The organism is Pelotomaculum schinkii (assembly GCF_004369205.1).
GTDB classification, from domain to species: Bacteria; Bacillota; Desulfotomaculia; order Desulfotomaculales; family Pelotomaculaceae; genus Pelotomaculum_C; species Pelotomaculum_C schinkii.
This window is the reverse complement of the sequence record NZ_QFGA01000001.1, coordinates 1,579,049-1,604,199: the sequence shown is the minus strand read 5'-3', so window position 1 is coordinate 1,604,199 and position 25,151 is coordinate 1,579,049. Positions and strand designations below refer to the sequence as shown.

The window sequence follows — 25,151 nt, the reverse complement described above, 5'->3', positions numbered from 1 at the left end:
GCCTGAACCCTGCCCGAGTTTTATTTGTAGTTTTTCGGGTGGTGGCGGGATCGGTGAGTTTTGAGGAAAGCCGGTTCCGCTTCACTTGCCAGGGTTGACGAGGAGGGGGTTTATCGAAGTTTTCGGCGGGTGCCCCCCGGTCTAAGCCGGACCGTTAACGGCATGACAAAACCACCGGGTAACCGGTGGGACAAAAGTGCCTGCGGCAGCAGCGGCTAAATATGCAAGGGGTAAGTGTCGCTTTTTTGACAGCCCTAAATACGCGGGTTTATATGCCGTGGCTAATTATGCCCGGTTTTTTTGTTTTTTAACTGCCTATGCGTACATGAAAACTTAGCAATTGCGCCCATATTTTTATGGCAGGCTCCGTATATGTTCGGAATAGTTGGCTATGTCGCCGGCGGCGCCACGTATCATAAAAATACACCAGTGATGTAGGTGCGGGTTTAATCGCACGACGGCGCGCCAGCGCCGAACTTGGGCATCTAAAATAACTTTTGTGGGGAATGAATTCGCACCTACATTTTCAGGGTTGTTACCTGGAGTTTAAACAGGGAAACACGTGGAGGTAAATAAAACATGTGTGGTATTGTAGGATATATCGGTCCCAAAGAGGCCGTTTCTGTTCTGGTTGACGGACTGGAAAAGCTGGAGTACCGGGGCTACGACTCCGCCGGGGTGGCAATCCCTGGTGAAGAAAACCTGGAAATATTAAAAAAGGTCGGCAAACTGGCCGTCCTCAAGGATCAATTAAACGGTGAGGAACACTGCGCCAACGTCGGTATCGGGCACACCCGCTGGGCCACCCACGGCAGGCCTTCGGATACCAACGCCCACCCGCATACGGACTGCACCGGGCAGTTTGCCGTGGTGCACAACGGTATCATTGAAAACTACCTCAGCCTGCGGGAATGGCTGGAGTCTGAGGGCCATGTCTTTCGTTCCCAGACCGACACCGAAGTACTGCCCCACTTAATCGAGCACTTTTATAACGGGGATCTGCTGGAAGCCGTGCTGGTGTCAGTGTCGAAGCTGGTGGGCTCTTACGCCATGGCGGTAGTCTCCTCCAAAGAGCCGGATAAACTGGTGGCGGTTCGCCAGGACAGTCCGCTGGTGGTGGGCCTGGGTGAAGGTGAGTACTTTCTGGCCTCGGATATCCCGGCTCTTTTGAAGCACACCAGGTTTACCTATATCCTAAATGACGGTGAAGTGGCAGTGCTGGAAAAGGGCGGGGTCAAGGTTATGGATCTTGACCGCAAGGAAATCCGCAAAAGCATCTTTGAAGTAAAATGGGCCGCTGAGCAGGCTGAAAAAGGCGGCTACGACCACTTCATGCTGAAGGAAATCCATGAGCAGCCCAAAGCCCTCAGGGATACCTTAAGCGGCCGGATTGAGGCGGACAACTCGCGGGTTAACCTGGAAGAGGTAACAATCACCCCGGAAGAAATAAAAGGACTGAAGAAAATCTTTATTACCGCCTGCGGTACGGCCTATCACGCCGGTTTGGTGGGGAAATATATCATTGAAAAGCTGGTACGGCTGCCGGTGGAGGTGGATATCGCCTCCGAATTTCGCTACCGCCAGCCGATTATTGAACCGGGCACCCTGGTGGTTATCATCAGCCAGTCCGGCGAGACCGCCGACACTCTGGCCGCGCTGCGGGAAGCCAAGCGGCAGGGAGCCAGGATTGTGGCCGTGACCAACGTGGTGGGCAGTTCCGTGGCCCGTGAGGCTGACGATGTCATCTACACCTGGGCCGGTCCCGAGATTGCCGTGGCCTCCACCAAGGCCTATACCACCCAGTTGGTGAGCATGTATCTCCTGGCCCTGCACCTGGCCGGCCTGCGCGGGACGCTGGCGCCTGAGAAAATCAGTGAGCTCCTGGCCGAGATGAAGACCCTGGACGAAAAGACCCAGGAAATTCTCAACGATTCTCAAGTAATCAGGGATTTTGCCAGGGAAATCGCCAACAGCGACGATTTGTTCTACCTCGGGCGGGGCCTTGACTACTCTGTGGCCATGGAGGGCTCGCTGAAGCTTAAGGAGATCTCCTACATCCACGCCGAAGCCTATGCCGCCGGTGAACTGAAGCACGGCACCCTGGCCCTGATCGAAGAGGATACGCCGGTGGTGGCCCTGGTCACCCAGGAAACTCTCTTTGAGAAGATGGTCAGCAACATCCAGGAGGTCAACGCCCGCGGCGCCGCCGTGCTAACTCTGGCCATGGAAGGTCTGAAGGAAGTGGAGAAGGTGTCCCGCAAGGTCGTCTATATCCCCAGGACCTACGAGGTGCTGGCCCCGATCCTGACCGTGGTCCCGCTGCAGCTGCTGGCCTACCACACCGCCGTAGCCAGAAACTGTGATGTCGATAAACCACGAAATTTAGCGAAATCGGTGACGGTGGAGTGAGTGAAGGTAATCTTCCGTTGTGTTGTTGTTGGACAATAAAGTTGTGTACTAGACAATAAAGTTGTGTACTAAGCCAATAAAGTTGTGTACTAACAAGCCCCTCTATGGGGCTTTTTCAAAATCACAGATAGGTTGAATTTTTGGCCTTTACGTTGCATTTCAATTGGTGTCGGAGGGCCAACACATATACTTTGCAATTACTTAGAGAATATAAATTACCTATGTTTAAGCCCTATTTAAAATGGTGTCCAGTGCGGTAGTTGGTCAGAAATGTATACTGAAATTACTATATGAATAATCAAACCCGCTTTATGGCGCCCGGGGTTTTAACCTCGGGCTATTTATAGATTAAAAAATAGGGTTTCCATTACAGACCGTGTTTTTCCAGTGTCTGTAGGTCCGAAAATATAGGTAACTTCCAACTGCCGGAAAGTATCCTTGAATTGACTTCCCTAATTGTCTGTCTTGCCGTTCAATTAAAACCTGTAACTCTGCAATAATATACTATATGCTTTGAATTTTAAGATGTATAATTTATGAAAATACTTTCAATTAGGATGCTTCATACTATAAACAACGTGATTACATTAATGGTAGAAGCCAAACTCCGTGTGATAATTAGAAGAAAGGGAATAAAATGATGAATAGAACTGAATTAGCTGTTTGTGGATTGGATTGTACAAGATGTGCGGACTATGAAAACGGCGAGATCAAGATCTTAAGTGCGAGACTGGCAGAGCTGCTTAGAGGTTATGAACGAGTGGCAAGTTTGAAGTCGGTAAATAACCCCCTCTTCAATGAATATCCTATATTTCTCGAATTTCTACAGCACTTTGCCCAAGGAGCTTGTGGTGGTTGCCGTAGTGATAATTTACGGTGCCCTATCGAATGTCATGCGAAAACTTGTCATCGACAACATGGTGTGGGTTTTTGTTTTGAATGCAACGAGTATCCATGTGACAAACAATTTGAAGGCAAAACCAGAGAAAAATGGTTGGAGCGAAACAATCGAATGAAGGAAATAGGCGTTGAGAATTATTATCTGGAACAAAGTAAATTGCCCAGATATTAACAGCAACGAGAGCAATATAGATACAAATCGGAGTGTATGAATAGTACAATTAAAACAACGTACCCCCCAAGCAACGAGATTGAGTACTTGAGGGATACGTTTCTTTTATTGAGCAAAATTTCTATCGTAAAGAAGAGCTGCATTTAAAACAACCAACACCGATCCGGCATTATGCACCAAAGCGCCTGTAATGGGGTTCAGAAGACCCAAAACCGAAAGAACAATGGCTACGGCATTGATACCCATGGATGCGGTTATGTTGCCTTTGATTGTACGGAGAGTGGAGTTTGACAATCGTTTGAGATACGGTATTTTATCTATGTTGTCACTCATCAAGGCGATGTCGGCGGCTTCTATGGCAATATCGCTTCCCATACTGCCCATTGCAACACTGACATTTGCCATTTTTAGAGCAGGAGCGTCATTCACGCCATCGCCAATCATGCAGACGATTTTGTTTTCCTTTTGTAAGTCCTCAATGCTTGAAACCTTTTGTGCCGGAAGCAGATCTGCACGGATATTCTTGATCCCAACCTGCTCTGCCATATATTTCGCTGTCAGATGATTGTCACCTGTAAGGAGAACAACATCGGTATCCATAGCACCAAGTTTCGCAACAAGATTTTTTGCAGTTGGGCGAATGGTATCAGAAAGAGCTATGATTCCGATTGCATTACCATTTTCAGCCACGATGATAGATGCCTTGCCTTGATTTCTTAAATTGACTAAGATATTCTGCATTTTATCGGTTTCGGCAATCGAGTTTTCCTTTATATAGAGAGCATTGCCGCAAATCACTGTTTTACTGGATATTGTTGCCGTCACGCCTTTTCCAGGTATCATCTGAAAATCTTCTACTTCGTTAATAACCAATCCATTATCTTCAGCGTACTTGATGATTGCTTTTGCAAGAGGGTGTTCAGATCGTTTTTCAACGGATGCCGCCTTTGAGAGTAATTCAACATTACTAATAGTTTCATCCAGAGGAATAATATCCGATACTTTCAGATTTCCATAGGTAAGAGTACCGGTTTTATCAAAGGCAATGCAGTCTACATTTCCCATGCGTTCTAAGGCTTCACCGGACTTAATCAGTACACCATGTTTAGTAGCCTGACCGATGGCTGCCATAATCGAGGTTGGTGTTGCAAGAGCCAATGCGCAGGGGCAGAATACGACCAATACAGTGACTGCTCTGACAATGTCATTTGTGGTGATATATGCAACTATTGCAATCAGAAGGGCAATAGGTACAAGCCATGCTGCCCATACATCAACGATTTTCTGCATAGGCGCTTTCTTGTATTCTGCTGCCTTAACCATATCAATCATTTTTTGCAGCGACGAATCCTTACCTACTTGGGTAGTACGGATGTCAATTGATCCATAGCAATTCATCGTTCCGCAGAAAACGCTGTCGTTTTCTTTTTTATCTACAGGCAGAGATTCACCAGTCATAACAGATTGATCAACAGAGGTATTACCATAGATAATGATGCCGTCAACAGGAATCGTTTCACCTGGAAGAACACGAAGCAGATCAGCTTTTGATATCTGTTCTATGGGGACAAACTCTTCACGAACACCGTCAGCATTATGAATCAATTTTCTGCCTTGCTGTGGTAAAAGTGAAATCAGTTTACCGATACCTTTTTTGGCACGAGCAACGGTCATGTCTTCAAGAATAGCGCCAATTGCCATAATAAAAGCAACTTCGCCTGCTGCAAAGAGTTCGCCAATTGCGATTGAAGCAACCATAGCAATAGAAATTAGCAGAGCGGATGAAATCCATTTCTCAAAAACCAATCTTGTAATTGCAAGATATAAAAGCGGTAAGCCGGAAATCACAACTGTAACCCAAGCTGGGTCAACAGGCAGTTCCGTTCCGGTTAGCATTAAAATTAAACTGGCGGCTAAGAAAACACCTGAAACTATGGTCATCTTTAATCCGGCTAGAAAGTCCATAGTTTTCTCCATAGTCCATTCCTCCTATTTGGATATTAAAGATTGGCAAAAACAAGTTGATGTGTGGATTTCCCAGTTTGAAAAATGTTATTGGGAGCCTTCTTCGATGATGCTGTGCTTGATTGAAGAAGTTTGGGAACTGGCCCGGGAAGTAACCACTGTTACGGCGAAAAATCCAAAAAGCCAAGTGAGGTGGAAGGCGATACGGCCTGTAGATGGTTGATATCCTGTTTATTATTTGGGAGATGCTTTTGCCCGCATGCTGGAAAAATACGGCCTGCGCGACACCTCCGCTGGGCCAGAAAACCAGTGCAGGATTAGATTATGCCCAGCCCAATTAATAGACCAAAGCAGCCTGTCAGCATCATATCACCATAGGGTGCTGCCTCATGCCAGCCCAATGGTTTGGCCATAGTCCGTCGTGGTCCGGTAACCGCAATATAGTCCCAGCCCAGACCCATATCCGGATGCAAGGTTGCGCCATGCCCGCCGGCATTATAAATTTCGTCATTGGTTAATTCGTTGTTTTGCATCCGTTTAACCAGCGATGCCAGCAATTCAGTGCTCAAGTACTCGGTATGTTGCTCAAATAGTCCATAGACACGCTGGCCGCGAATAGCTGCTGCCAGTGTATGCGAATTGCCGATATTGACAGCGAGTATCCCTTTTTCCAGCTGCGGCCGCACAGCCGGATCCGCTGTAATGCCCAACAGAGCCGCTGCCCCGGTATCTGTGAGCACCGCGCCGGGCACTATCGCTCTAATAGCTTTCATCCGGGTATAAACTTCCGGTATTTGCTCTGTAAAGACTAAATCCCTCAGAAAACCGCCTTTAGCAATGAATTCTTTCCATAAGCGGAACCTGAGCGTACGGTTGCTCTCCTCAGCGCTGAAGCCGTGGTCTTGAACAGCTACGGCCAGCTGGGAAGGCAGGGGCTGTTCAAAGGCGGTCAGAGCTTGTCGAAATGCTGGCAGGTCGATATCTCCCAGCCATATTTTATCTGCGTTATCTGGTACAGCTTCGACCAGTTCAATCCCCATCTGGCGGACTTTGGTTAGATTATCATTGAAGGTATAGGCGGCCTGCTCTGTCGCGTAGACCTTAAAGCCTGCTGCAAGGTGCTGTTTCAAAGCAAGATAACAGGCCCCACCGCCCATCACATGACCATGAAGACAAATGCTATGCCCTTGCTGCGTTGCCCGACGGATCTGCCCAGCGACAAGCTGCGTCCGGCTGGGCATAACCAATTTTGGACAATTTTCTATATTTTTGCCGGCCTGATAGACCAGCACATCCTGGGTCCCTGAACCAACATCAACCACCAGGATATCTTTTTGCTTAAATAATAATGATTTGCTTCCACATACAGTCACCATTGATGCCCCTTTGCTTTAAATTGACTTAATATAAAAAATATAGTACAATTCATACTGTAATGAACATAATGTTCAATAATTATTATACGGTTTTTTTATCAAGCAACAACAATCAAAAGAGATGAAATGTAAGATACTGAATAAAATATTATCATTTGTACGGAATAGAGGATCGGATATGGATAGACGAATACAAAAAACGAGGGAATCAATCTTTAGTGCTTTCAGCTCACTTTTGGCACATAAGCGATATTCTAAAATTACGGTGCAGGAAATCATTGATGAAGCCAATATAGGTCGAAGTACCTTTTATTCCCATTTTGAAACAAAAGACGATTTATTGAAGGCATTATGCAGCGATATATTTGACCACGTATTCTCCGAGGATCTAGTTTCTGAGAGTACTCATGATTTTTCCTCTTCTAATAACGACCTGGAGGCTAAAATCACGCATATTTTATATCACTTAAAAGATAGCAAAAGGGATATGAAAGGAATTCTCACGTGTGAAAGTGGAGAGTTGTTTTTAAGCTTATTTAAAAAGTATCTGGAGCAGTTGTTTAATGAATTTTTGTCAAACGAAAGTGTGGATGGAATCCCTAAAGAGTATGTTGTTAATCATATGGCTGGTGGTTTTGTTGAAACCGTCAAATGGTGGATACAAAATGATATGGCACAGTCCCCGGAAGAATTAACCAGGTATTTTTTCATATTACATCGATTATATCAGTAAAATGAAAATGCAAATTTATAGTGGTTTACCACAATGTTCTGTTCCTGCTCAATAAACAAGCTGAAGGAATAGGCCTGTCAGCTAAGTAGTCAATATCCTCAATGCAGGCATTTTGAAGTTGAATATTGTGTAATCAGAAATGTTACTATTTAGTAAGTGTGCATCATCTGGAACAGCGAACAGTAAACATGGTTGGGGGTGGGCATATGTTCTCTGTAGGCTCAAAACTGATTTATGAAAAGGTGAAAAATTAAGATTGGGTACGTAGACATTTCTATATAGAACAAGTGTGGTGTGTGAGATTTATTGATTGACCGTTCTATTTACGAATGAGGGAGGTGGTTATTGGAAAGAGTTGAATCCTGTATTAGATCTTTGCAACCAGGGACCGTCATAAAAATTTTCCTCTGGAATACTAAAATTAAACATTTTGAGTCAGCACCCTTGTGGTAATACATGGAACCCAGTACACAACTTTATTGTTTTTTTCAGCTTGATCCGGTCAGTTTTGCTGCTGTTTCAGTACACAACATTATTTTATAATTATTAAGAAATCAAAAGAGAAAAGATGGCTAAATATCAGGTATAGCGGCTTCAGTCAGTACACAACTTTATTGTTCAATAACATTTGTTGTTGGACAAGAAAGTTGTGTACTGAAAAAGCCCCTCTATGGGGCTTTTTCAAAATCACAGATAGATTGAATTTTTGGCCTTTACGTTGCATTTCAATTGGTGTCGGAGGCGGGAGTTGGTCAGAAATGTATGCCAAATTACCATATAAAAATCTTACCCACCTTTTATGGTCGGTATTTCTTTCTTGTATCGGAGGTTTGTTGTTAAAAGGAGAATTTTGTAGAGGTGTCCATTTTGAAACGTTTTGACAAGCAATTTCTATGTCTGCCTGGACGACCTAATGTCAATTATTATTTTTGCTCTATTTCCGTAACACATTCGTTTTTGATTTTTCCAATGAGGAATTGGAGGGCATCTACAACATGTGGTCTAATATCGCCGCCTATCAGTACATACATTATGTCGTCACCAACCTCAAGCCGGCCTTCATTAAGCCAAACTTTAACATAGAAGATACCATCCATTTTATAAGTTTCCGCAATCGCCGCATCCACTTTCATTGCATCATAAGCAAATTCCATTCCTTTTACCAACGAACCATCATCAAGCCCTTGGCGGACCTTGGCTTTGGGCGTCTGACGCACAACGCCATTATGGACTAAAAACATCCCTTCCTGTAAAGCCATTGGATCCGCTTTTGCTTCTTTGAGCCATTTATCGATAGATGGTGATACTTTTTTTATTTTTTCATTAATCATAAATCAATACACTCCTTATTTATTAAAAATAATTGCGGTCTGCCTGCAATAAGTTTCCATGAAAATCAATTCCATACCGTCATAATATTTACAAGCAATACATTCTTTTTTTTTTGCCTTTCGTGGGGAATCACTATCTCCTCAGTTGTTTTTCCAGTTACTTTTTGTGTTTAAATTCTTTTCTCCATGCGCTTATCAGTTCACGCTCGATCGGAACGCCGTCTTCCAGCTCAAAATAGTTTACTCCGTTGGCTCGAAATTTGCGGCGAACCTTGCCTTTTTGCCACAAATAAAGCAAATGGGCCTGAGCTTCACCAGTTGCAAACCATTTCTGGGAAGGCGGAAAAGCATTCCAGTCTTTTGCCTGGATATCCCATGTCATTTTTTCAGCAGCCTCCCAAGCATCGAGTGGTCCGGATTCCAGGACCATCAGAGCTTCCTGGCAGCGCGCGGCATGATGTTCCCTGAGTTCCTTGATTCTACCGTAAACATCCTTGAGCATGCTCCTGTGTCCGACAAATATATGTTTGATATCGAGCTTCTCCACTTTGTCCAGACTTTCCAGATAGTCTGTCAGAGGATATTCCAGATAAAGTTCTATACAGAGGTTCGGTGTGATATCCCCCAGGATCATGTCTCCCGCAAACAATATTTTTTCATTTTCTTCATACAGGCACATGTGGCCGGGCGAGTGGCCGGGTGTATAAATGCACGTAAAGGTATACCTGCCGACAACGAGCTTATCGCCGTTTTCGATATATGTAAAATCTACATTATTATTTGGCCTGTATAGCCAGCCGGGGTGAGTCTCCACTGCAAGTTCCGGTGACATCCTGAGCCCGGTTTTTATAAATTCATCTGCAAGATAATCCCAGTATGTGGGGTCTGACAAGCGGTTTACTATAGCTGCGTCTAACCTCTGGCAATATGCGGTGTTGTTGTCAGTTTTGATTTTGAAGAGGAGGCCGCTATGATCAGCATGCAAATGAGTGATAAAAATGTCTGTTTTATTAAAATCCACTTCCAGTGAGGCCAGCTCTGACATAAGTGCTGCCTCACATTCGGGACGGTTGAATCCGGTATCGATCAGCAGATTGCGTTCTTTGCCCTTGATCAGATATGAGTTCAATAATTTCAGCGGATTTTTCGGGAGAGGGACTTCAAGTCTGTAAATATCTTTCATTAATTCTGTTGCCATTATTTTACCTCCCTGCGGCTGTTAGTGTAGCATCAGCCGTTTTACAAAAAGTATTGCGTACTTGCATCATATTCATTATTCGTGATTATACGGAAATTTTATTAGTACGATATAAAAGGTGGTTCAAACTCTATTGCGCTCGAACACGTAAAGCACCAATTTGTTTTTAATAATAGTATTATATAATATAGTATATGTATATTATAATTCAAGCAGCATCAATAGAACAAGCAGTCAAGATCCATTTTAACAGATGCAGCATGTGAAGCTGATGCTCCAGAGCAAGCCAATGTAATGTGGTACTTTATCTAGGCTACTTTTTAGAAAACAAATAAAGCGTTGGAACAATGTCCTACGCTTTATTTTGCTTGTGGTGTCGGAGGGCCAACACATATACTTTGCAATTACTGTTACGGAGAGCGTTACAGGAAGAACAGTATTTCAGGCCGCTGGATGCTGCACACGCAAAACAATTCAATTGTAAAGTGTTCCATCAAATAGTAAAATATTAGCGTCGATACGTCGTAACTGATAGCTGTCGCTTCGGCCGTGCCGGCACGCCGGCGTTGTCCGCCGGCCGGTTATTCAAACACGGATGCTGGTTCCTCTGAAGCGAACGAAAGGAGCAAATCGGATGAAACGAGAGGAACGCAGCCCCTGGTGCTTTGGCTGCGGCACGCAAAACCCCATCGGTCTGAAACTCGACTGCCGCGAGGAGAACGACAAGTTTATCGCCGCTTTTACCCCGGGGCCCGAACATCAAGGCTATGGCGATGTTGTGCACGGGGGAATCATCAGCACGCTGCTTGATGAAATAATGACAGGGTATCCTTTTTTCAAAGGGCTGGGCCCTAGAACCGCCCGCCTTGAGGTGCAGTTCCGCCACCCGGTGTTTGTCGGCCAGCCGGTGACGGTAACCGGCTGGATTACCGGCCGGAACGGCAAGCTGATGGAACTGGAGGGAAAGGTGACGTTTGCCGACGGCACGGTTGCCGCCGAAGGCAAGTCCACGGTGGTGCTGGTCGGCGACAAGCCCCTTAAGGTCCCCGCTGCCGACAGCAGCCGACCATAGCGTGAAAAAGGGGCTGTCTCAATAAAAAATTTGAGGCAGCCCCATCTTTATGGCAAAAAAGGCAAGAGACAAGTTCCGAAGAACCTGCCTCAGGGTGTAAAATTAAACTGTCATGAAAAACCTATGAAACTTTAACAAAGATTTTTTGCTTTTAGAAAACCAATCGTAATGATAATAGTCAATTTTTCCATTCTTTAAAAACTCGGTGATAGATAGAAAAGAATCGTCAGAAAAAACAAAAGTTTTCCTTTGACAAATCAAAGAGGAATTCTTGCCCGTCTGATCTGTATCTCTCTCACCTTGAATAATGTCATTATAACTCTTTTTAGAAAGGGTAAATTTGAAGGAGGTAGATTTGTCATTCAGATATCCTCTTCAACAAATATTCCCATTCTTCCTTATCCTGAACCTCTGATTCGGTTATTTTTTGTACTACAGATTAGTTTTGTATAGTAGTTAGTATCCAACTTTATTGTTATTTCGGCTTGAGCCGGTCAGTTTTGCTGCCGTTTCAGTTCACAACTTTATTTTAATATAGGACAGAAATCAAAGGGCATAGATGGCGTAATTCCTGGTATCGAGGCTTCAGTCAGTACAAAACTTTATTGTTCAACACCAGTTGTTGAACAATAAAGTTTTGTACCCAAAGCCCCTCTATGGGGCTTTTGGTCTAAGGCAGTTCTAACAACAACTGACAGTTGTTTTCTATAAAACGTAAACAAAATTGGATTTCAGCCGGTCCATCATCTCCTGGTAGTCGATTGGAAGAGACTTAGACTGAAGAGAGTTAAAGGTGTTCACGAGTTCCGGTACCATGAGCAGGGTGGTGACCGCTAGCGAGACGCATGCCTTCTCTCGTCCTGCCAACGTTGACGAGAGAGTTGCAGGAACATGCACAAATTATGTAGAAAAAGATATCAGGTTACTGAATTACATCGGATTTAGATTGACGAAGATGTGTGGGATTTTATGGAGACAGTGTGAGGAAGGTATATGAAAGACGACAAGATATTATTCTTGACAGAGGAACAGATCCGCAAGTTAGCTGATGGGTCCAGTTTCAGACGTGGGATCGATTATTACGAGTCCGGCAATATCTCCAACCCCGTCCGCCAAGGAAAAGAACTGCGCGGGGAGTGCTACGGGTCGCGCGACCAGCCGTACAGAGTCAGGGTGGTCTTGAAGAAGAACGGTATCGAGGATGCATCATGCTCTTGCCCGCGGGGCGGGTTCTGCAAACATATCGTCGCCCTGTTATTGCAATACATACACGAGCCCGATTCCTTCGAAGATGTGGCATCGCTGAACACCATCCTTGCCCGGCTTAGCAAGGAGGAACTGATCGCCCTGATCGGCGAGCTGGTACTGAGAGATCCTTCCCTGGCATCCGTGGTCGGGCTGGCGGCGGGAACGTCCAAGGGACAGCTGTTGGATGTGGCTGCCTTGAACCGTGAGGTACAGAGAACATTGCGCCGGCATGACCCCTATGATATCGAGACGGATCTGCGCCAGATTCTGCAGATGGCCGAACGCCTGGCTGAAAAGGAAGACTGGCGGGGGGCGGGGATGGTCTATGCCGCAGTGTTGGACGCCATGGCGCAAAGCTACCCCGATGAACTTCAGGAAATGGATGAGTCGGGGGACATCGCCTGTATTGCCCAGGACTGCGAAGAGGGGTTGAAGGAGTGCCTGGAATCAGGTGTTATCGATAAGAAGACAAAGCGGGGCTGGCTGATCACTCTTTTGGACGCTGAACTGGCCGACATCGAGATGGGTGGTATCGATTTTGCTCCTGAGGTTGGGGACGTCATTCTCAGATATGCCGATAAGCAGGACTGGGAGCAGCTTGCGGCCTCAATCCGGGAACGGATACCGAAAAGCGATCGCTGGCAGCGAGAGTGCTTGGTTAATCTCCTTGCGGGCTGGGAAGAACAGCACGGAAAACTGGAGCAAGCCCGGCAACTGGTCCGGGAGTTTGGTACTCTCGAACAGCAGATATTTCTTAAAGTCGAAGAAGGCAGGCCGGAAGAGGCAATGACTTTGGCCAAGCAGCATCTGCGTGACAAGCCGGGGGCTATAAAGCAACTGGCTGATGCCTTGGTGGAAGCCAGCGCCGGGGAGTTGGCGGTCAGCTTTCTGACTGAACTGGTAGCGGAAAAAGCGTATTCCGGTTACCTGGAATGGCTGGTAGCGCATCACCGGCAGGATAAGCCGGAGGTGGCCCTGGCATGGCAGCGCCAGGTTTTTCAGCAACTCCCCACCCTAAAATCATTTCAAGCGATGCGCCAGCTTGGTGAACAGGTGGGGGTATGGCCGCAGGCGCGCACCGAGGCTTTAGAAACAGTAACGCAAAAGAAAAATGGTGGCCTGCTGATTGAAATTGCACTGGACGAGGGCGATGTAGCACGGGCGCTGGAGCTGTTACCCCAGGTTGTCTCGGGGCACAGCTACAAAGGTGAAGTGGCCAAGGCGGCAGAGTCCGAACATCCCCGGGAAGCCATCAAGTTATACCAGGGGATGGCGGAAGAGGCTATCGCTTTTAAGCAGACGAAAAAGCTATTCCTATGCGGCAAGGTTGTTACGGCATGTTGGGGAACTTTATGTGCGACTCGGTGACAGCACCGGTTGGACCAAATATTATGGCGCTTTAAAAAATAGATACGCCCATTTGCCCGCCTTACAGGACGAATTGAGAAAAGCTGGACTCTGAGCGGCGCAGACCTGTAAAATCGAATTAAATAAGCAGGAAAACCGGTTATTACGAATCAAACCTTTGTCGGCACCACTACTTTTGGCAAACGAGAGCAATATAGATACAAATCGGAGTGTATGAATAGTATAATTAAAACAACGTACCCCCCAAGCAACGAGATTGAGTACTTGAGGGATACGTTTCTTTTATTGAGCAAAATTTCTATCGTAAAGAAGAGCTGCATTTAAAACTACCAACACCGATCCGGCATTATGCACCAAAGCGCCTGTAATGGGGTTCAGAAGACCCAAAACCGAAAGAACAATGGCTACGGTTTATTGAAGGCATTATGCAGCGATATATTTGACCACGTATTCTCTAAGGATCTAATTTCTGAAAACACTCATGATTTTTCCTCTTCTAATAACGACCTGGAGGCTAAAATCACGCATATTTTATATCACTTAAAAGATAGCAAAAGAGATATGAAAGGAATTCTCACGCGTGAAAGTGGAGAGTTGTTTTTAAGCTTATTTAAAAAGTATCTGGAGCAGTTGTTCAATGAATTTATGACAAACGAAAGTTTGGATGGAATCCCTAAAGAGTATGTTGTTAATCATATGGCTGGTGGTTTTGTTGAAACCGTCAAATGGTGGATACAAAATGATATGGCACAGTCTCCGGAAGAATTAACCAGGTATTTTTTCATATTACATCGATTATATCATTAAAATGAAAATGCAAATTATATGTTAGCGGTAACATAAAATACAGCAATTTCGGCCACTGAGTACAGCACCCTCACCACCCGTGTTGCGGGTTGGAAAAACGAAGGGTACATCATATTTTATCTAACTCATACGCAGAGGGCTGTGGAATTTCCTAAACTTGACAATAAGTATTTTCACTGATATAATCATTTTCAGCAAATGCTGAAAATGGTGATAATAATGAAATATGAACAATTGGAGAATAAGGCTGAAAAAGCTCTGTTGACTTGTCTGGCGGATGTTCCTTTTTTAAGTATTAAAAAAGTTGAAAAGATGCCTTTAAATGACTGGGCTGATATGCGTGTAAAGCTCAAGCTTCCAGATGGTGATCTGTTTCTTATTGTCGAAGTAAAAAGCAACGGGCAACCGAGGCTTGTACGTGATGCTATTAATCAGTTATTAAGGTACAAAAACGCACTTCCCAATAGCTATCCTGTACTTATTGCTCCTTACATCTCCCCACAGTCTGCGGAAATATGTGTCAATGAAGGAGTTGGTTATATCGATCTGGCGGGGAACAGCCGTCTTAGTTTTGGCCAGGTTTACATATACAAGGAAGGAAAGGCTAATCCATTTAACCATAAGCGGGACTTGCGGTCACTGTATTCTCCCAAAGCAACGCGAGTATTGCGGGTTCTTCTGAGCAATCCCGGCAGGGAGTGGAAAATGCAGGCTTTGGCAGAAGAGTCTGAGGTAAGCTTAGGGCAGGTTGCCAACGTGAAAAGTCTGCTGGCTGACCGAGAATGGCTCAGCTTTAATATGAACGGACTTTTGCTTAACAAGCCGAAACAGTTGTTGTTTGAATGGGCAGAGAATTACGATTTCCGGCGCAATCAAGTTCATGATTTTTATTCACTAAAATCCGTAAGCGAAATTGAATATGAACTGGCTAGAATCTGTGACATGAAAAATATCCAATACGTTTACGTTTTAACCGGATTTTCCGGAGCTGCAAGAATGGCGCCTTCTGTTCGATACCAGCGCGTTACGGCCTATGTCCAGCAGGAAGCCATTGAAAACCTGGCTCTACAGATGAACCTTAAGAAAGTATCTAGCGGTGCTAATGTCAGTTTGTTGGTTCCTTACGACGACGGTGTTTTTTATGGAGCCAAGAACTACGATTGGGTTAAGGTAGCGACGCCCGTCCAAGTTTATTTAGATCTTCGTGAGATCCGAGGACGCGGTGAAGAGGCTGCAAGTGTTCTTTTAGAGGAGGTTATTAAGTCGCAATGGTAGCCACACGCACAGATTATACAGCTGATGCAGTAGCAGCGGCGAGGTCCGTACTGCTGGAACTAACCCACCTGCTTGGTCAATACCGGGAAGATATCGTGCTTGTAGGGGGGTGGGTTCCGGAGCTTCTGCTTCCTCAAAGCCAGGAAAGACATATTGGAAGTATGGACATTGATATGGCTTTAAATCACCGTACGCTTATGGATACTCATTACAGAACAATTATGGAACTTCTCTTGGAGAGAGGCTACCGTCAGGGAGCTCAACAACCTTTTATTTTTTACCGGACTGTTTCCGTCAATGGCCGGGATGTTGTGGTTGAAGTAGACTTTTTAGCCGGGGAATACCAAGGAACAGGTAAAAGCCATCGCACCCAGAAGATTCAGGAAATAAAAGCACGTAAAGCACGTGGTTGTGATTTGTCTTTTGAAATGTACCAGGAAGTAGCCATACAAGGGGAACTGCCGGGTGGCGGTAATGATACTACTACCATCCGGGTGGCTTCCATTGTGCCATTTATTATTATGAAAGGTATGGCACTGCATGACCGATTAAAGGAGAAAGACGAATTTTGAGAATGGAGGAGAGGACTGTGGAACTAAAAGATTTGATTTATTCGAGGCATAGTATCAGAAAATTCAAGGATACAGATGTCCCAAAAGAAGACATCCTGAAAATACTTGATGCGATACGAGTAGGTCCATCCGCGGAGAACGATCAAAATTGGCATTTCATCGTAGTTAAAAACAAGGATTTCATGAATAAACTGGCTGATGTCATTAATACAAAGCTTGCGAAAGTTGTCAGCAGAGTTGCTGAGGTCGATGAAAAAAGAGCCGCACGGTTTGAAAAGTTTACGAAGCTTTTCACGCTCTTTGCACTTAATGCTCCCGTACTGGTGATGATCTATTCGTATACGGCACCGCCAGCTGCATACACTGAATATAAAATGATAAACATGCCGCATGAGGAATTAGATCATCTGTTTCTGCAGAACTGCGGTATGCAGAGTTTGGGTGCTGCCGTAGAAAATGGCGTACTCATGGCAATGGATTTAGGCTACGGCTCCTGCACCATGACAAGTCAGAATTGGGCACACAGGGAGATTGAGGCTTTTGTTAAAGAAGAATTAGGATTTGAAAGAGAAGGTTGGTTTCTCGCAACTATGCTCCCCATAGGTGTTCCAGATGGTGAAGCAAAAAGTCCTGGAAAAAAACCGCTGGATGAAATGGTAATATTTGTAGAATAAGCTCTTGTTTAAATTAAGCACCTGCAGAGTTTTTGCGGGTGCTTTTATTTTGCCTGGTAACGTTCGCAGTTTTAATTCTCTTAATTAGTAAAACCAAACGATTTCGTAAATCCTGTAGAAACTAGCTTCAAGAAAATTTTAGCAGCGTCTTCTTTTGAATATACATCCTGATTGATCCACCACTTTATAATGATCATAAAAACCGAGGACACTGAACTGGTTAACAACTCTTGGGGTATTTCAGAGAGGTCCTTAGCCGGATTTGCCTTAATTAATTTATAGATAATTTTTGTCTGTAAGAGCCGTTCTATTTGCATAGTAAGTTCATAGCTTGAGCTGCTGCTAAAGAGAATTCTAAATAACCTCCTGTTCTCGGTGACATTATGCAAAATCGTCTGGATAAACCTGACCCGATTTGATGGACACGGTAAATGGCTGGTACAATAAAACCAGTGGAGGTGTCCATCATGAAACGTTACGATAAGCATTTTAAAGAAGAAGCGGTCCGCCTGGTAGTAGAGTTGGGGCGATCCGTGGCAACGGTGGCCAAAGAACTCGGTATCCATGAGAACACCCTGCACAAATGGGTTAGTCAGTATAAAGAACATAAGGAAAACGCTTTTCCAGGCAGCGGCAATCTACTGCCAGAGGACGCAGAAACCAGGCGTTTAAAAAAAATGATAGCTGATTTACAAGAGGAAAACGCCATTCTAAAAAAGGCCACGGCCATCTTCGCAAGACACCAGAAATAGCTTATAAGTTTATTAATCAGCACCGCTTCAAATTTCGGGTGGAGAAGATGTGCCAGGTTTTTGGAGTCTCTCGAAGCGGTTACTATGCTTGGCTGAAAAGGCCGGAAAGCCGGCGAAAAATCCGGAATAAAGAACTAATTAAAAAGATCCGTAAGGTTCATCAGATTTCCCGGGGTACTTATGGTAGTCCGAGAATAACCAGGACCTTGAAGAAACAAGGCATTACTTGCAGCCGGAACCGGGTGGCCCGCCTGATGCGGGAGAACGATATAGCCGCCAAGACAAGGAGAAAATTTAAGGCTACCACTAACTCAAAGCACCATTATCCGGTTGCTGAAAACATTGTTAATCAGAACTTTACTGCCAGCCATCCTAATCAGGTCTGGGTTGCTGATATTACATATGTCGCAACGGATGAAGGGTGGTTATACCTTGCAGCTATTGAAGACCTGTTCCAAAGAAAGATTGTGGGCTGGGCTATGGACAGTACAATGACTCGCCAGTTGGTCCTGGATGCTCTCAGACAGGCAGTTTGGCGGTATCGGCCATCAGCAGGACTTATTCATCACTCAGACCGCGGGAGTCAATATGCCAGTCATGAATACCAGCAAGCTTTAAAGGACTACGAAATGAACGCCAGTATGAGCCGCAAAGGTAATTGTTATGACAACGCCTGTATGGAATCGTTTTTTGGAACCCTGAAGAGGGAACTGATTTATGGTACCCGATTTAAAACAAGAGCTGAAGCCCGTCAAGCCATCTTTGAATATATTGAAGTCTTTTACAACCGGGTTCGGCTGCATTCAGCCCTTGGATATATGTCGCCAGTCGAATACGAACAATCCTTTAAAACAGCAGCGTAAGTGGCCGTTCATCGTAGCGAAGCGAAGACCCTTTACATGGAGAATGCCCGTGTTAGCCTTGATTGGCAAGGGCCATAAGCAAAGCGATACTGGCCCCTTGGTCCTTGGCAACACGGGTGCGAGGCTCCATGTCAAGGGCGGCCACGGCTCTTATTCGATACTTGGTCGAACATGAGAAAGAATTTGCTAAGCCTCATTCCCAGCCTAAAATTGAAAATCTGTGAAAACAGAAGATAATCCGCCATTTTCTATGTCTATTTTAATGGGGCAAGCTCAGGATTTCCCTTTGTAAATCAATAGAGAAAAGAGCATCGTCAAAATCCAATTTTTCATACTGTAAATTTTGCATAAGCAGATCCAGGGTATCCTTGACTATTTCATCAAAGAGAACAGCTTTACTTTCATAGTGAGAATAAAAGGTTTTCCGGTTGATCATGGCCCGTTTTGCAATGTCCTTGATAGTAATATTTTCATACCCTTCTTTTTCAATTAAATCAACAAACGCATCCTTGATCATTTTTTTACTCCGGACAACACGAAGATCGGCCTGATTCACCATGGGTAGTGCTCCTCTTGTCCTGTAAAATTTTTCAATGATAAGTAACATTCGGCACGGGTTTTCATGGATATGCCACACATTTTGGTTTTTTGACCATTGTTTTGTACTAACAAAAAACTTAAATTAATTTATGTAGCACAATAGGTAATAAGCATACACGGTGTTTACTATAATGTAACATAATTTGCACGAAAGTGAAGGGAATCTTATGAAAAAAGAAGTTATAAAAAAAAGCATTATCATTTTCCTGGTGATTTGCCTGGTGGTTGTGCTGGGAACTGTTATGAATCACCTAACAGGGGAAGACATTATTGCTAAAGAATCCAAGAAGCTTGTCGTGCAGTCAACCTTGGAAATGAAAGAAACCAACATTAACTCCCAGGTTGCAGGACAAATAAAGCAATTGAATGTAAAGGAAGGAGATACAGTAAAAAAAGGCCAGATTTTAGCGGTTATAGATAGCGATAATCTGCTGGCGCAGAGAGAAAAGGCACAAGCCGCCATTGCCACCGTTTATGGACAGATCAGTTCGGCAGAAGCAGCAAAGGCAGGGGCTCAGGCAGCATTGAAGAAAGTGCAAACCGGGGCGAAACCGGAAGAAATTGCCCAGGCAAAGGCAAACTTCGATCTGGCGCAGGCAAACTATGATCGAAAGAAAAGCCTCTTTGAAAATAGTGCGATCTCCAAATCTGAACTGGACTCTGTTGCTGCTCAGTATGAAGTGGCCAAACAGCAATATAATTTAGTCGTAAATGGAGCAACCCGGGAAGAGCTTGATCAGGCCCAGGCAAATCTTGACGCGGCAAGCGCATCTATTACTACGCTGCAGGGACAGTTAGAGCAAGCTCTTGCGGAGGTTGAAGTCAATATCGGCAAAACTGAAATCACTGCACCGACCGACGGCATTACTCAGCTAAGTGTGGAGGAAGGAGAGTTGATTTCCACAGGATTGCCTATCGCTGTAATTACCGACACTGCTGCGCCGTGGGTGGAGTGCAAAGTGATGGAAGACAACTTAAGCAAAGTAAAATTGGATCAATCTGTCGAAGTCACCTTTCAAGCATATCCTGGTGAAGTATTTCAGGGAAGGATCACACAAATCAATAAAAGCGCTGATTTTGCCGTAAAGAGAGCAACGAATTCAAATGGCGAATTTGATATTTTAGCTTATGGGGTCAAGGTTGAACTGCAAGACGTTGATGTCCCGCTTTATGCAGGCATGACTGTTTTCGTTAATTTCGGAGAGGAAAAGAAAAAATGAATATTGGAGAATCAGCAAATGAAGAACAGGCATATAATCAACAAGGGTCTTTTGATACCCATTCTATTTACCCTGCTGCTCCCTCCAGTTTGCAGTTTAATATTAGGATATGAATTCAGCGGTCAGCGAGTCACCCATGTTCCTACCGCCATTGTAGATCATGACAATTCTACATTAAGCAGGAACTTAACCGATAAAATCAGTTTAAATGATGCTTTTGACATCAAGTACTTCGGCCAAGAAAACGATGTCGTAAAAAAATTGATTGAATCTGGAGAGATTGCAACAGGCATCATCATACCCAAAAACTTTTCTTCGGATATGCTTAACGGACAAGCACCCGAGATTTTAGTCATATATGACGGCACCCAAATGGCAATGGCAGGGGCTGTAAAAACAGGAATTTCTGAAGTGTTGGGAACAATCAGAAGCGGCTATCTTTTGCAGGTAATGCAGGGGAAACTGAACTTAACACCGGCGGAAGCACAAAACTATATTCAACCAATTGCCTATACGACCAGAATTCTCGGTAATCCTGCTAAAAGTACGCCTACTTTTATCCTGCAGGGAATCCTGGTAAATATTGTGCAGGTTGCAGTTTTCCTTCTCGGCATAGAAATGTTCGACAAAAAAAATAAAAGATTTTCGGCCTATTTCAAAAAAGGGATTTTCTGTGGTTTGGCAGGTACGCTATCAGCCGTGGGTACCCTATGGATTCACATAAATTTGTTTAAAAGTCCCTTTAACGGCAGCGCAATTCCGGTACTGGTATTGACTGTGCTCAACATGACCGGCATGGCCAATATTGGTATTTTGCTCAGCCTGCTTACAAAAGAAAAGCAACTCGCAGTAGAATTTGCAACGCTGATCATGGCCACATTACTCCTTGCCGGATACACATTTCCTGTCGTTGCGATGACGGATCTTTTTCAGAAGGTATCTAAATTTATCCCTATTTCCTATTACGTGATTCCCCTGAGAGATGTGACCTTGCTGGGAACAACGTTACAGCAAGTATTACCGGACATCTATTGGCTGCTAAAATTCATGCTGTATACCTGGTTGGGTATTCTGTTCGCATGTAAATTTGGTGAATTGCGCAGCCTGATCAGCAGTTTTATTTCGACGCGCCGGGGAAAAGAGGCAAAAGAAGTATGAAACTGGCAGAATGTATAAGCAAGGACGGAAAGTTACTGTTGGTCTTATTGGCAATACCAATCCTTGTCCAGTTGGGGCTGTGTTACTTTTTGGGAGGAGTTTATATAGAAAATATACCCTTTGGGATTGCAAATCTGGATAATTCTTCACTTTCAAGAACGATCGTTCAGAGTTTTGAAAATCATCCTGGACTGGACGTCAATTATTATGCGGTTTCTGAAATTGAACTGCAGGATGCCATAAAAGCAAAAAAGATCATTGGCGGAATTATTATACCGAATAATTTCAGCCAGGATTTAAGCCAGAAGAAAATGCCCAAAGTAATTTTACTGATTGACGGTACTAACTTATTGCTCGCAAATAATGCGCAGGGCTATAGCAGTGCGATTTTAGGGACATTCAACGCACAGTTTCAGCTTAATATTTTTGAAGGTAAAAATATGCTTCCTCAGGCAGCAAAACAGGCCATGGCGGCTTTTGCCTTTAAAGACCGGACTTTATATGACCCGCAATTAAGTTATATGTGTTATTTAACGTATGTTGCCACTCTCTTGATAATTCAATTTTTCTATCTAATTATTTATCTCCTACCAGCTCTAATTGAAGAGAAAAAATTTCTGGCCAACGATAAAATCAGCTTGAAAGTGCTTATACTAAGAGGCAAGTCTCTACTGGTGCGGACCGGAACCATGTGGATCACGATCTGTATTTCCAGTTTCACCGGTTTATGCCTGTGCGGCAGAATTTACAGTTTACCGGTCAGGGGTAATATTCTGGCTTATTTTATCCTGATGATAATATTTTTACTGGCCCTGACGGTAATGGGCCTGGTACTTATATCTTTTCTGAATAAACAAAACTACACCTACTTTGTAGAATTTTATTCTATTATTTATACACTTTTTATTCTTACTTCGGGCGCTGTCTGGCCGGAATACATGATGCCGGCAGGTTTTTCCCAGGTTGTGAAATGCATCTGGCCGTATATCCATGTGGCAAATGCCTGGAAATATTTAAGTTTAAAAGGAATCGGCTGGGATATATTATGGCCCTACATCAGGAATGGCCTCTTATTTTCCATTGCCTGGCTGGTGATTGCAATTTTCCTGCATGCATTTAAAATATACCGTAAGAAAAAAAACCCTTTGGCTAATTAAAAAGGGTAGACTTCTAAGACGGATAATGCCAACTTTTTTACTGACACTTTATGTGAGAATTATCGACATTGAACGAAACCGCTCCGCGGTGGATAGAAACCCAAGATAGTATCAAAGCGAAATGATCCGATCTGCTCATAGTAGATACAAAAGTCATGGCTAACACAAAACAACCCCTTTAAAATGAGAATGCGGCCTGTCCGCAATATCAAACAAAGGGGTTGTTTATTTAATGATGACTAACCGTCAGGCGCTGCAACGCCTGAAAGCTGACATCCAGCTTAGGGGGCTATCCAGAAACACACTCGATTCCTATACGACTCATGTTGGGATCTTCCTTAATCACTTCAAAAAACCTATCGAGAAGCTCAATGAAATGGACGTTCGAAGTTTCCTGGGACACTTGATTGTCGAAAAGAAATTATCGCCAGGCACGGTCAATGTTTACAGTGCTTCCATTCGCTTCTTCTTCGCAGTTACGCTGAACCGGACGATGAACTATCTACAAATTCCACGCCTTAAGCGGCCTAAGAAGCTACCGGAGATTTTAACGCGGAATGAAGTTGCAGAACTAATTTCCCAGACAACGAATGCCAAACACAAAGCCCTGCTCTTAATGGCGTACGGTTCCGGCTTACGAGTCAGCGAACTTGCCAGTCTCAAAACGACGGATATTGATTCGGCATCCATGCGGGTTTTGGTGCGCGGCGGCAAAGGCCAAAAGGATCGCTATACTCTTCTGCCCGAAAGCGCTTTATTCGCGTTGCGTGACTATTGGCGCAAGTACCGCCCGAAAAGCTCAGATGGATACATTTTTCCCGGAATCAAAAATGTTGGGCATATCACAACAAGCGCAGTAGCACGAGCGATTAAAGAAGCGCTTGCCAAGACAGCTATCCAAAAGAGTGTGTCGCCGCATACCCTTCGGCACTGTTTCGCCACTCACTTATTAGAGGACGGGCTAAGTCTACTCCAAATAAAGGCTTTGCTCGGACACGCCAGCATTTCCTCAACCACGATCTATCTTCATCTGGCAAACACCACGAACGGAATAACCAGTCCGGCGGACAACATGCCTCAGAAGTTTGTGGACTGCCCATTATGATTGAAGTGCAGGACATCTTTCGGGAACATGGCGATGAATACTTGCGCCAGCATCCGCTTAATACCGTTCAAATAAAGGCATATCGCGCTATCTTGAACTGCCGGACTCATGCTTTGGGCGGGCATATAGATACATGTGACCAATGTGGCCATCAACGTATCTCTTATAATTCCTGCCGAAACAGACATTGCCCCAAATGCCAAATGCTTGCCAAAGAACAATGGATCGAAAGCCAGGAACGTTGCCTGCTTAACATTGGCTATTTCCATGTCGTGTTTACGGTGCCGAACGAATTGTATATGGTATTCCGGCAGAACCAGGAAACGATGTACACTTTATTCTTCAAAGCTGTCTCGGAAACCTTGTTAGAGTTAGGCCAAAATCCAAAATATCTCGGCGCCAAACTCGGAGTAACCGCAATTCTCCACACATGGGGGCAGAACCTTCTGTATCATCCCCACATCCATTGTGTTGTACCGGGCGGCGGGTTGACCAGCGCCGGTCATTGGAAAAACTCGCGCAAGAAGTTCTTCATTCCGGTTAAGGTATTGTCCAAGAAATTCCGGGGGAAATTTCTCGCTCTCATGCGTGCGGCTCAATTACGCTTCGATGAATCTACGAACAAACTCAATAGTTCGAGAGAATATGCCCTCTTTCTGCAGGATTTGTATAACAAGGACTGGGTAACCTATTGCAAACCGCCCTTCGGCAATACCGGCAAGGTGATTCAATATTTAAGCCGCTACACACATCGCGTGGCTATTTCCAACAATCGGATTCTGGCGCTTCAAGATGATAAAGTCACATTTAGTTGGCGGGACTATGCCGACCATAACAAGGTCAAGCAGATGACTATTACAGCCGAAGAATTTATCCGCCGCTTTATGCTCCATGTACTGCCTCGAGGATTCCGGAAGATACGACACTACGGACTTTTGGCTTCCGGAGGGAAAACCAAACGGATACAGTTATGCCGGCAACTTACGAATACACCTTTTAGCATATTCTCTAAGCCGCGTTCATTATTCGAAATCCTCATTGACAAGTTCAATGATACATTTCGTAAATGTCCCTGCTGCAGAATAGGAATGATGATACGCGCATCTCCTCTTCCGTAAAAACAAATTCCTTATACAAAAAAGCCCCTTCTATGGGGGAGGGGGAAACTATGCCCATCGACAGGCGAATTTCCCAAT

Annotated in this window: 21 protein-coding genes; 15 read left to right on the top strand and 6 right to left on the bottom strand. The window is 44.5% G+C overall.

The window, feature by feature from the left end; genetic code table 11:
* Positions 1–579 precede the first annotated feature (579 nt).
* Together glmS and Psch_RS07565 are read left to right on the top strand one after the other, a co-directional pair.
* Positions 580–2,409, top strand: coding sequence for a glutamine--fructose-6-phosphate transaminase (isomerizing) (gene glmS, locus Psch_RS07570; RefSeq protein WP_190239739.1), 1,830 nt, complete (start codon positions 580–582; stop codon positions 2,407–2,409).
* 637 nt (positions 2,410–3,046) lie between these two features.
* Positions 3,047–3,481 carry a DUF3795 domain-containing protein gene (locus Psch_RS07565; RefSeq protein ID WP_243123977.1) on the top strand — a complete coding sequence of 145 codons (435 nt, stop codon included), beginning with the start codon at positions 3,047–3,049 and terminating at the stop codon, positions 3,479–3,481.
* A gap of 105 nt (positions 3,482–3,586) precedes the next feature.
* Here Psch_RS07565 and Psch_RS07560 read toward each other — a convergent pair whose 3' ends face one another.
* Positions 3,587–5,458, bottom strand: coding sequence for a heavy metal translocating P-type ATPase (locus Psch_RS07560; protein WP_190239738.1), 1,872 nt, complete (start codon positions 5,456–5,458; stop codon positions 3,587–3,589).
* 305 nt (positions 5,459–5,763) lie between these two features.
* Positions 5,764–6,822 (bottom strand): DUF1786 domain-containing protein, encoded by a 1,059-nt coding sequence (locus Psch_RS07550; protein WP_190239737.1) that lies wholly within the window; start codon positions 6,820–6,822, stop codon positions 5,764–5,766.
* A gap of 178 nt (positions 6,823–7,000) precedes the next feature.
* Between Psch_RS07550 and Psch_RS07545 the strand changes: the two genes are divergently transcribed.
* Entirely contained in the window at positions 7,001–7,555 is a 555-nt protein-coding gene (locus Psch_RS07545) for a TetR/AcrR family transcriptional regulator (protein ID WP_190239736.1), read from the top strand.
* Between the two features lie 923 nt (positions 7,556–8,478).
* Here the strand turns inward: Psch_RS07545 and Psch_RS07540 are convergent.
* Entirely contained in the window at positions 8,479–8,886 is a 408-nt protein-coding gene (locus Psch_RS07540) for a molybdenum cofactor biosynthesis protein MoaE (RefSeq protein ID WP_190239735.1), read from the bottom strand.
* 157 nt (positions 8,887–9,043) lie between these two features.
* A complete protein-coding gene (locus tag Psch_RS07535; RefSeq protein ID WP_190239734.1) occupies positions 9,044–10,084 on the bottom strand; it encodes an MBL fold metallo-hydrolase in 1,041 nt (346 codons plus the stop codon).
* A 634-nt stretch (positions 10,085–10,718) separates the two neighbouring features.
* Here Psch_RS07535 and Psch_RS07530 point away from each other — a divergent pair.
* The 6 genes from Psch_RS07530 to Psch_RS07505 all read left to right on the top strand — a co-directional run bounded on the left by Psch_RS07530 (position 10,719) and on the right by Psch_RS07505 (position 17,100).
* The gene (locus Psch_RS07530) at positions 10,719–11,156 is read left to right on the top strand and encodes a PaaI family thioesterase (RefSeq protein WP_190239733.1); all 438 of its coding nucleotides are present in this window, start codon (positions 10,719–10,721) and stop codon (positions 11,154–11,156) included.
* 993 nt (positions 11,157–12,149) lie between these two features.
* Positions 12,150–13,772, top strand: a complete 1,623-nt coding sequence (locus tag Psch_RS07525) for an SWIM zinc finger family protein (RefSeq protein ID WP_190239732.1) — start codon at positions 12,150–12,152, stop codon at positions 13,770–13,772.
* A gap of 348 nt (positions 13,773–14,120) precedes the next feature.
* Positions 14,121–14,579 carry a TetR-like C-terminal domain-containing protein gene (locus tag Psch_RS07520; RefSeq protein WP_190239731.1) on the top strand — a complete coding sequence of 153 codons (459 nt, stop codon included), beginning with the start codon at positions 14,121–14,123 and terminating at the stop codon, positions 14,577–14,579.
* Between the two features lie 219 nt (positions 14,580–14,798).
* Positions 14,799–15,854 carry a type IV toxin-antitoxin system AbiEi family antitoxin gene (locus Psch_RS07515; RefSeq protein WP_190239730.1) on the top strand — a complete coding sequence of 352 codons (1,056 nt, stop codon included), beginning with the start codon at positions 14,799–14,801 and terminating at the stop codon, positions 15,852–15,854.
* Positions 15,848–16,426, top strand: a complete 579-nt coding sequence (locus tag Psch_RS07510; protein ID WP_190239729.1) for a hypothetical protein — start codon at positions 15,848–15,850, stop codon at positions 16,424–16,426. The genes Psch_RS07515 and Psch_RS07510 overlap by 7 nt, the downstream gene beginning before the upstream one ends.
* A 17-nt stretch (positions 16,427–16,443) precedes the next feature.
* The gene (locus Psch_RS07505; protein ID WP_190239728.1) at positions 16,444–17,100 is read left to right on the top strand and encodes a nitroreductase family protein; all 657 of its coding nucleotides are present in this window, start codon (positions 16,444–16,446) and stop codon (positions 17,098–17,100) included.
* A gap of 80 nt (positions 17,101–17,180) precedes the next feature.
* On the opposite strand, the gene Psch_RS21650 is transcribed toward Psch_RS07505, so the two are convergent.
* Positions 17,181–17,588: a TetR-like C-terminal domain-containing protein gene (locus Psch_RS21650; protein ID WP_427910078.1), complete on the bottom strand. Its 408-nt coding sequence runs from the start codon at positions 17,586–17,588 to the stop codon at positions 17,181–17,183.
* Here Psch_RS21650 and Psch_RS07495 point away from each other — a divergent pair.
* A protein-coding gene (locus tag Psch_RS07495) for an IS3 family transposase (RefSeq protein ID WP_243123975.1) occupies positions 17,568–18,715 on the top strand; the annotation gives its coding sequence in 2 pieces (ribosomal slippage) (positions 17,568–17,820 and positions 17,820–18,715; 1,149 coding nt in all). The two genes, Psch_RS21650 and Psch_RS07495, sit on opposite strands and share 21 nt — an antisense overlap.
* 259 nt (positions 18,716–18,974) lie before the next feature.
* Here Psch_RS07495 and Psch_RS07490 read toward each other — a convergent pair.
* On the bottom strand, positions 18,975–19,274 hold the full coding sequence (locus Psch_RS07490) for a TetR/AcrR family transcriptional regulator (RefSeq protein ID WP_190239726.1): 300 nt from the start codon (positions 19,272–19,274) through the stop codon (positions 18,975–18,977).
* A gap of 208 nt (positions 19,275–19,482) precedes the next feature.
* On the opposite strand from Psch_RS07490, the gene Psch_RS07485 reads away from it, so the two are divergent.
* The 5 genes from Psch_RS07485 (at position 19,483) to Psch_RS07465 (ending at position 25,073) form a co-directional block, all read left to right on the top strand.
* Positions 19,483–20,535, top strand: coding sequence for an HlyD family secretion protein (locus tag Psch_RS07485; protein WP_190239725.1), 1,053 nt, complete (start codon positions 19,483–19,485; stop codon positions 20,533–20,535).
* 3 nt (positions 20,536–20,538) lie between these two features.
* Positions 20,539–21,693: an ABC transporter permease gene (locus Psch_RS07480; protein WP_190239724.1), complete on the top strand. Its 1,155-nt coding sequence runs from the start codon at positions 20,539–20,541 to the stop codon at positions 21,691–21,693.
* Positions 21,690–22,850, top strand: coding sequence for an ABC transporter permease (locus Psch_RS07475; RefSeq protein WP_190239723.1), 1,161 nt, complete (start codon positions 21,690–21,692; stop codon positions 22,848–22,850). The genes Psch_RS07480 and Psch_RS07475 overlap by 4 nt, the downstream gene beginning before the upstream one ends.
* Before the next feature lie 232 nt (positions 22,851–23,082).
* The gene (locus tag Psch_RS07470; protein ID WP_134220427.1) at positions 23,083–23,955 is read left to right on the top strand and encodes a tyrosine-type recombinase/integrase; all 873 of its coding nucleotides are present in this window, start codon (positions 23,083–23,085) and stop codon (positions 23,953–23,955) included.
* Entirely contained in the window at positions 23,952–25,073 is a 1,122-nt protein-coding gene (locus Psch_RS07465; RefSeq protein ID WP_134220426.1) for an IS91 family transposase, read from the top strand. The genes Psch_RS07470 and Psch_RS07465 overlap by 4 nt, the downstream gene beginning before the upstream one ends.
* The last annotated feature ends 78 nt before the right edge of the window (positions 25,074–25,151 follow it).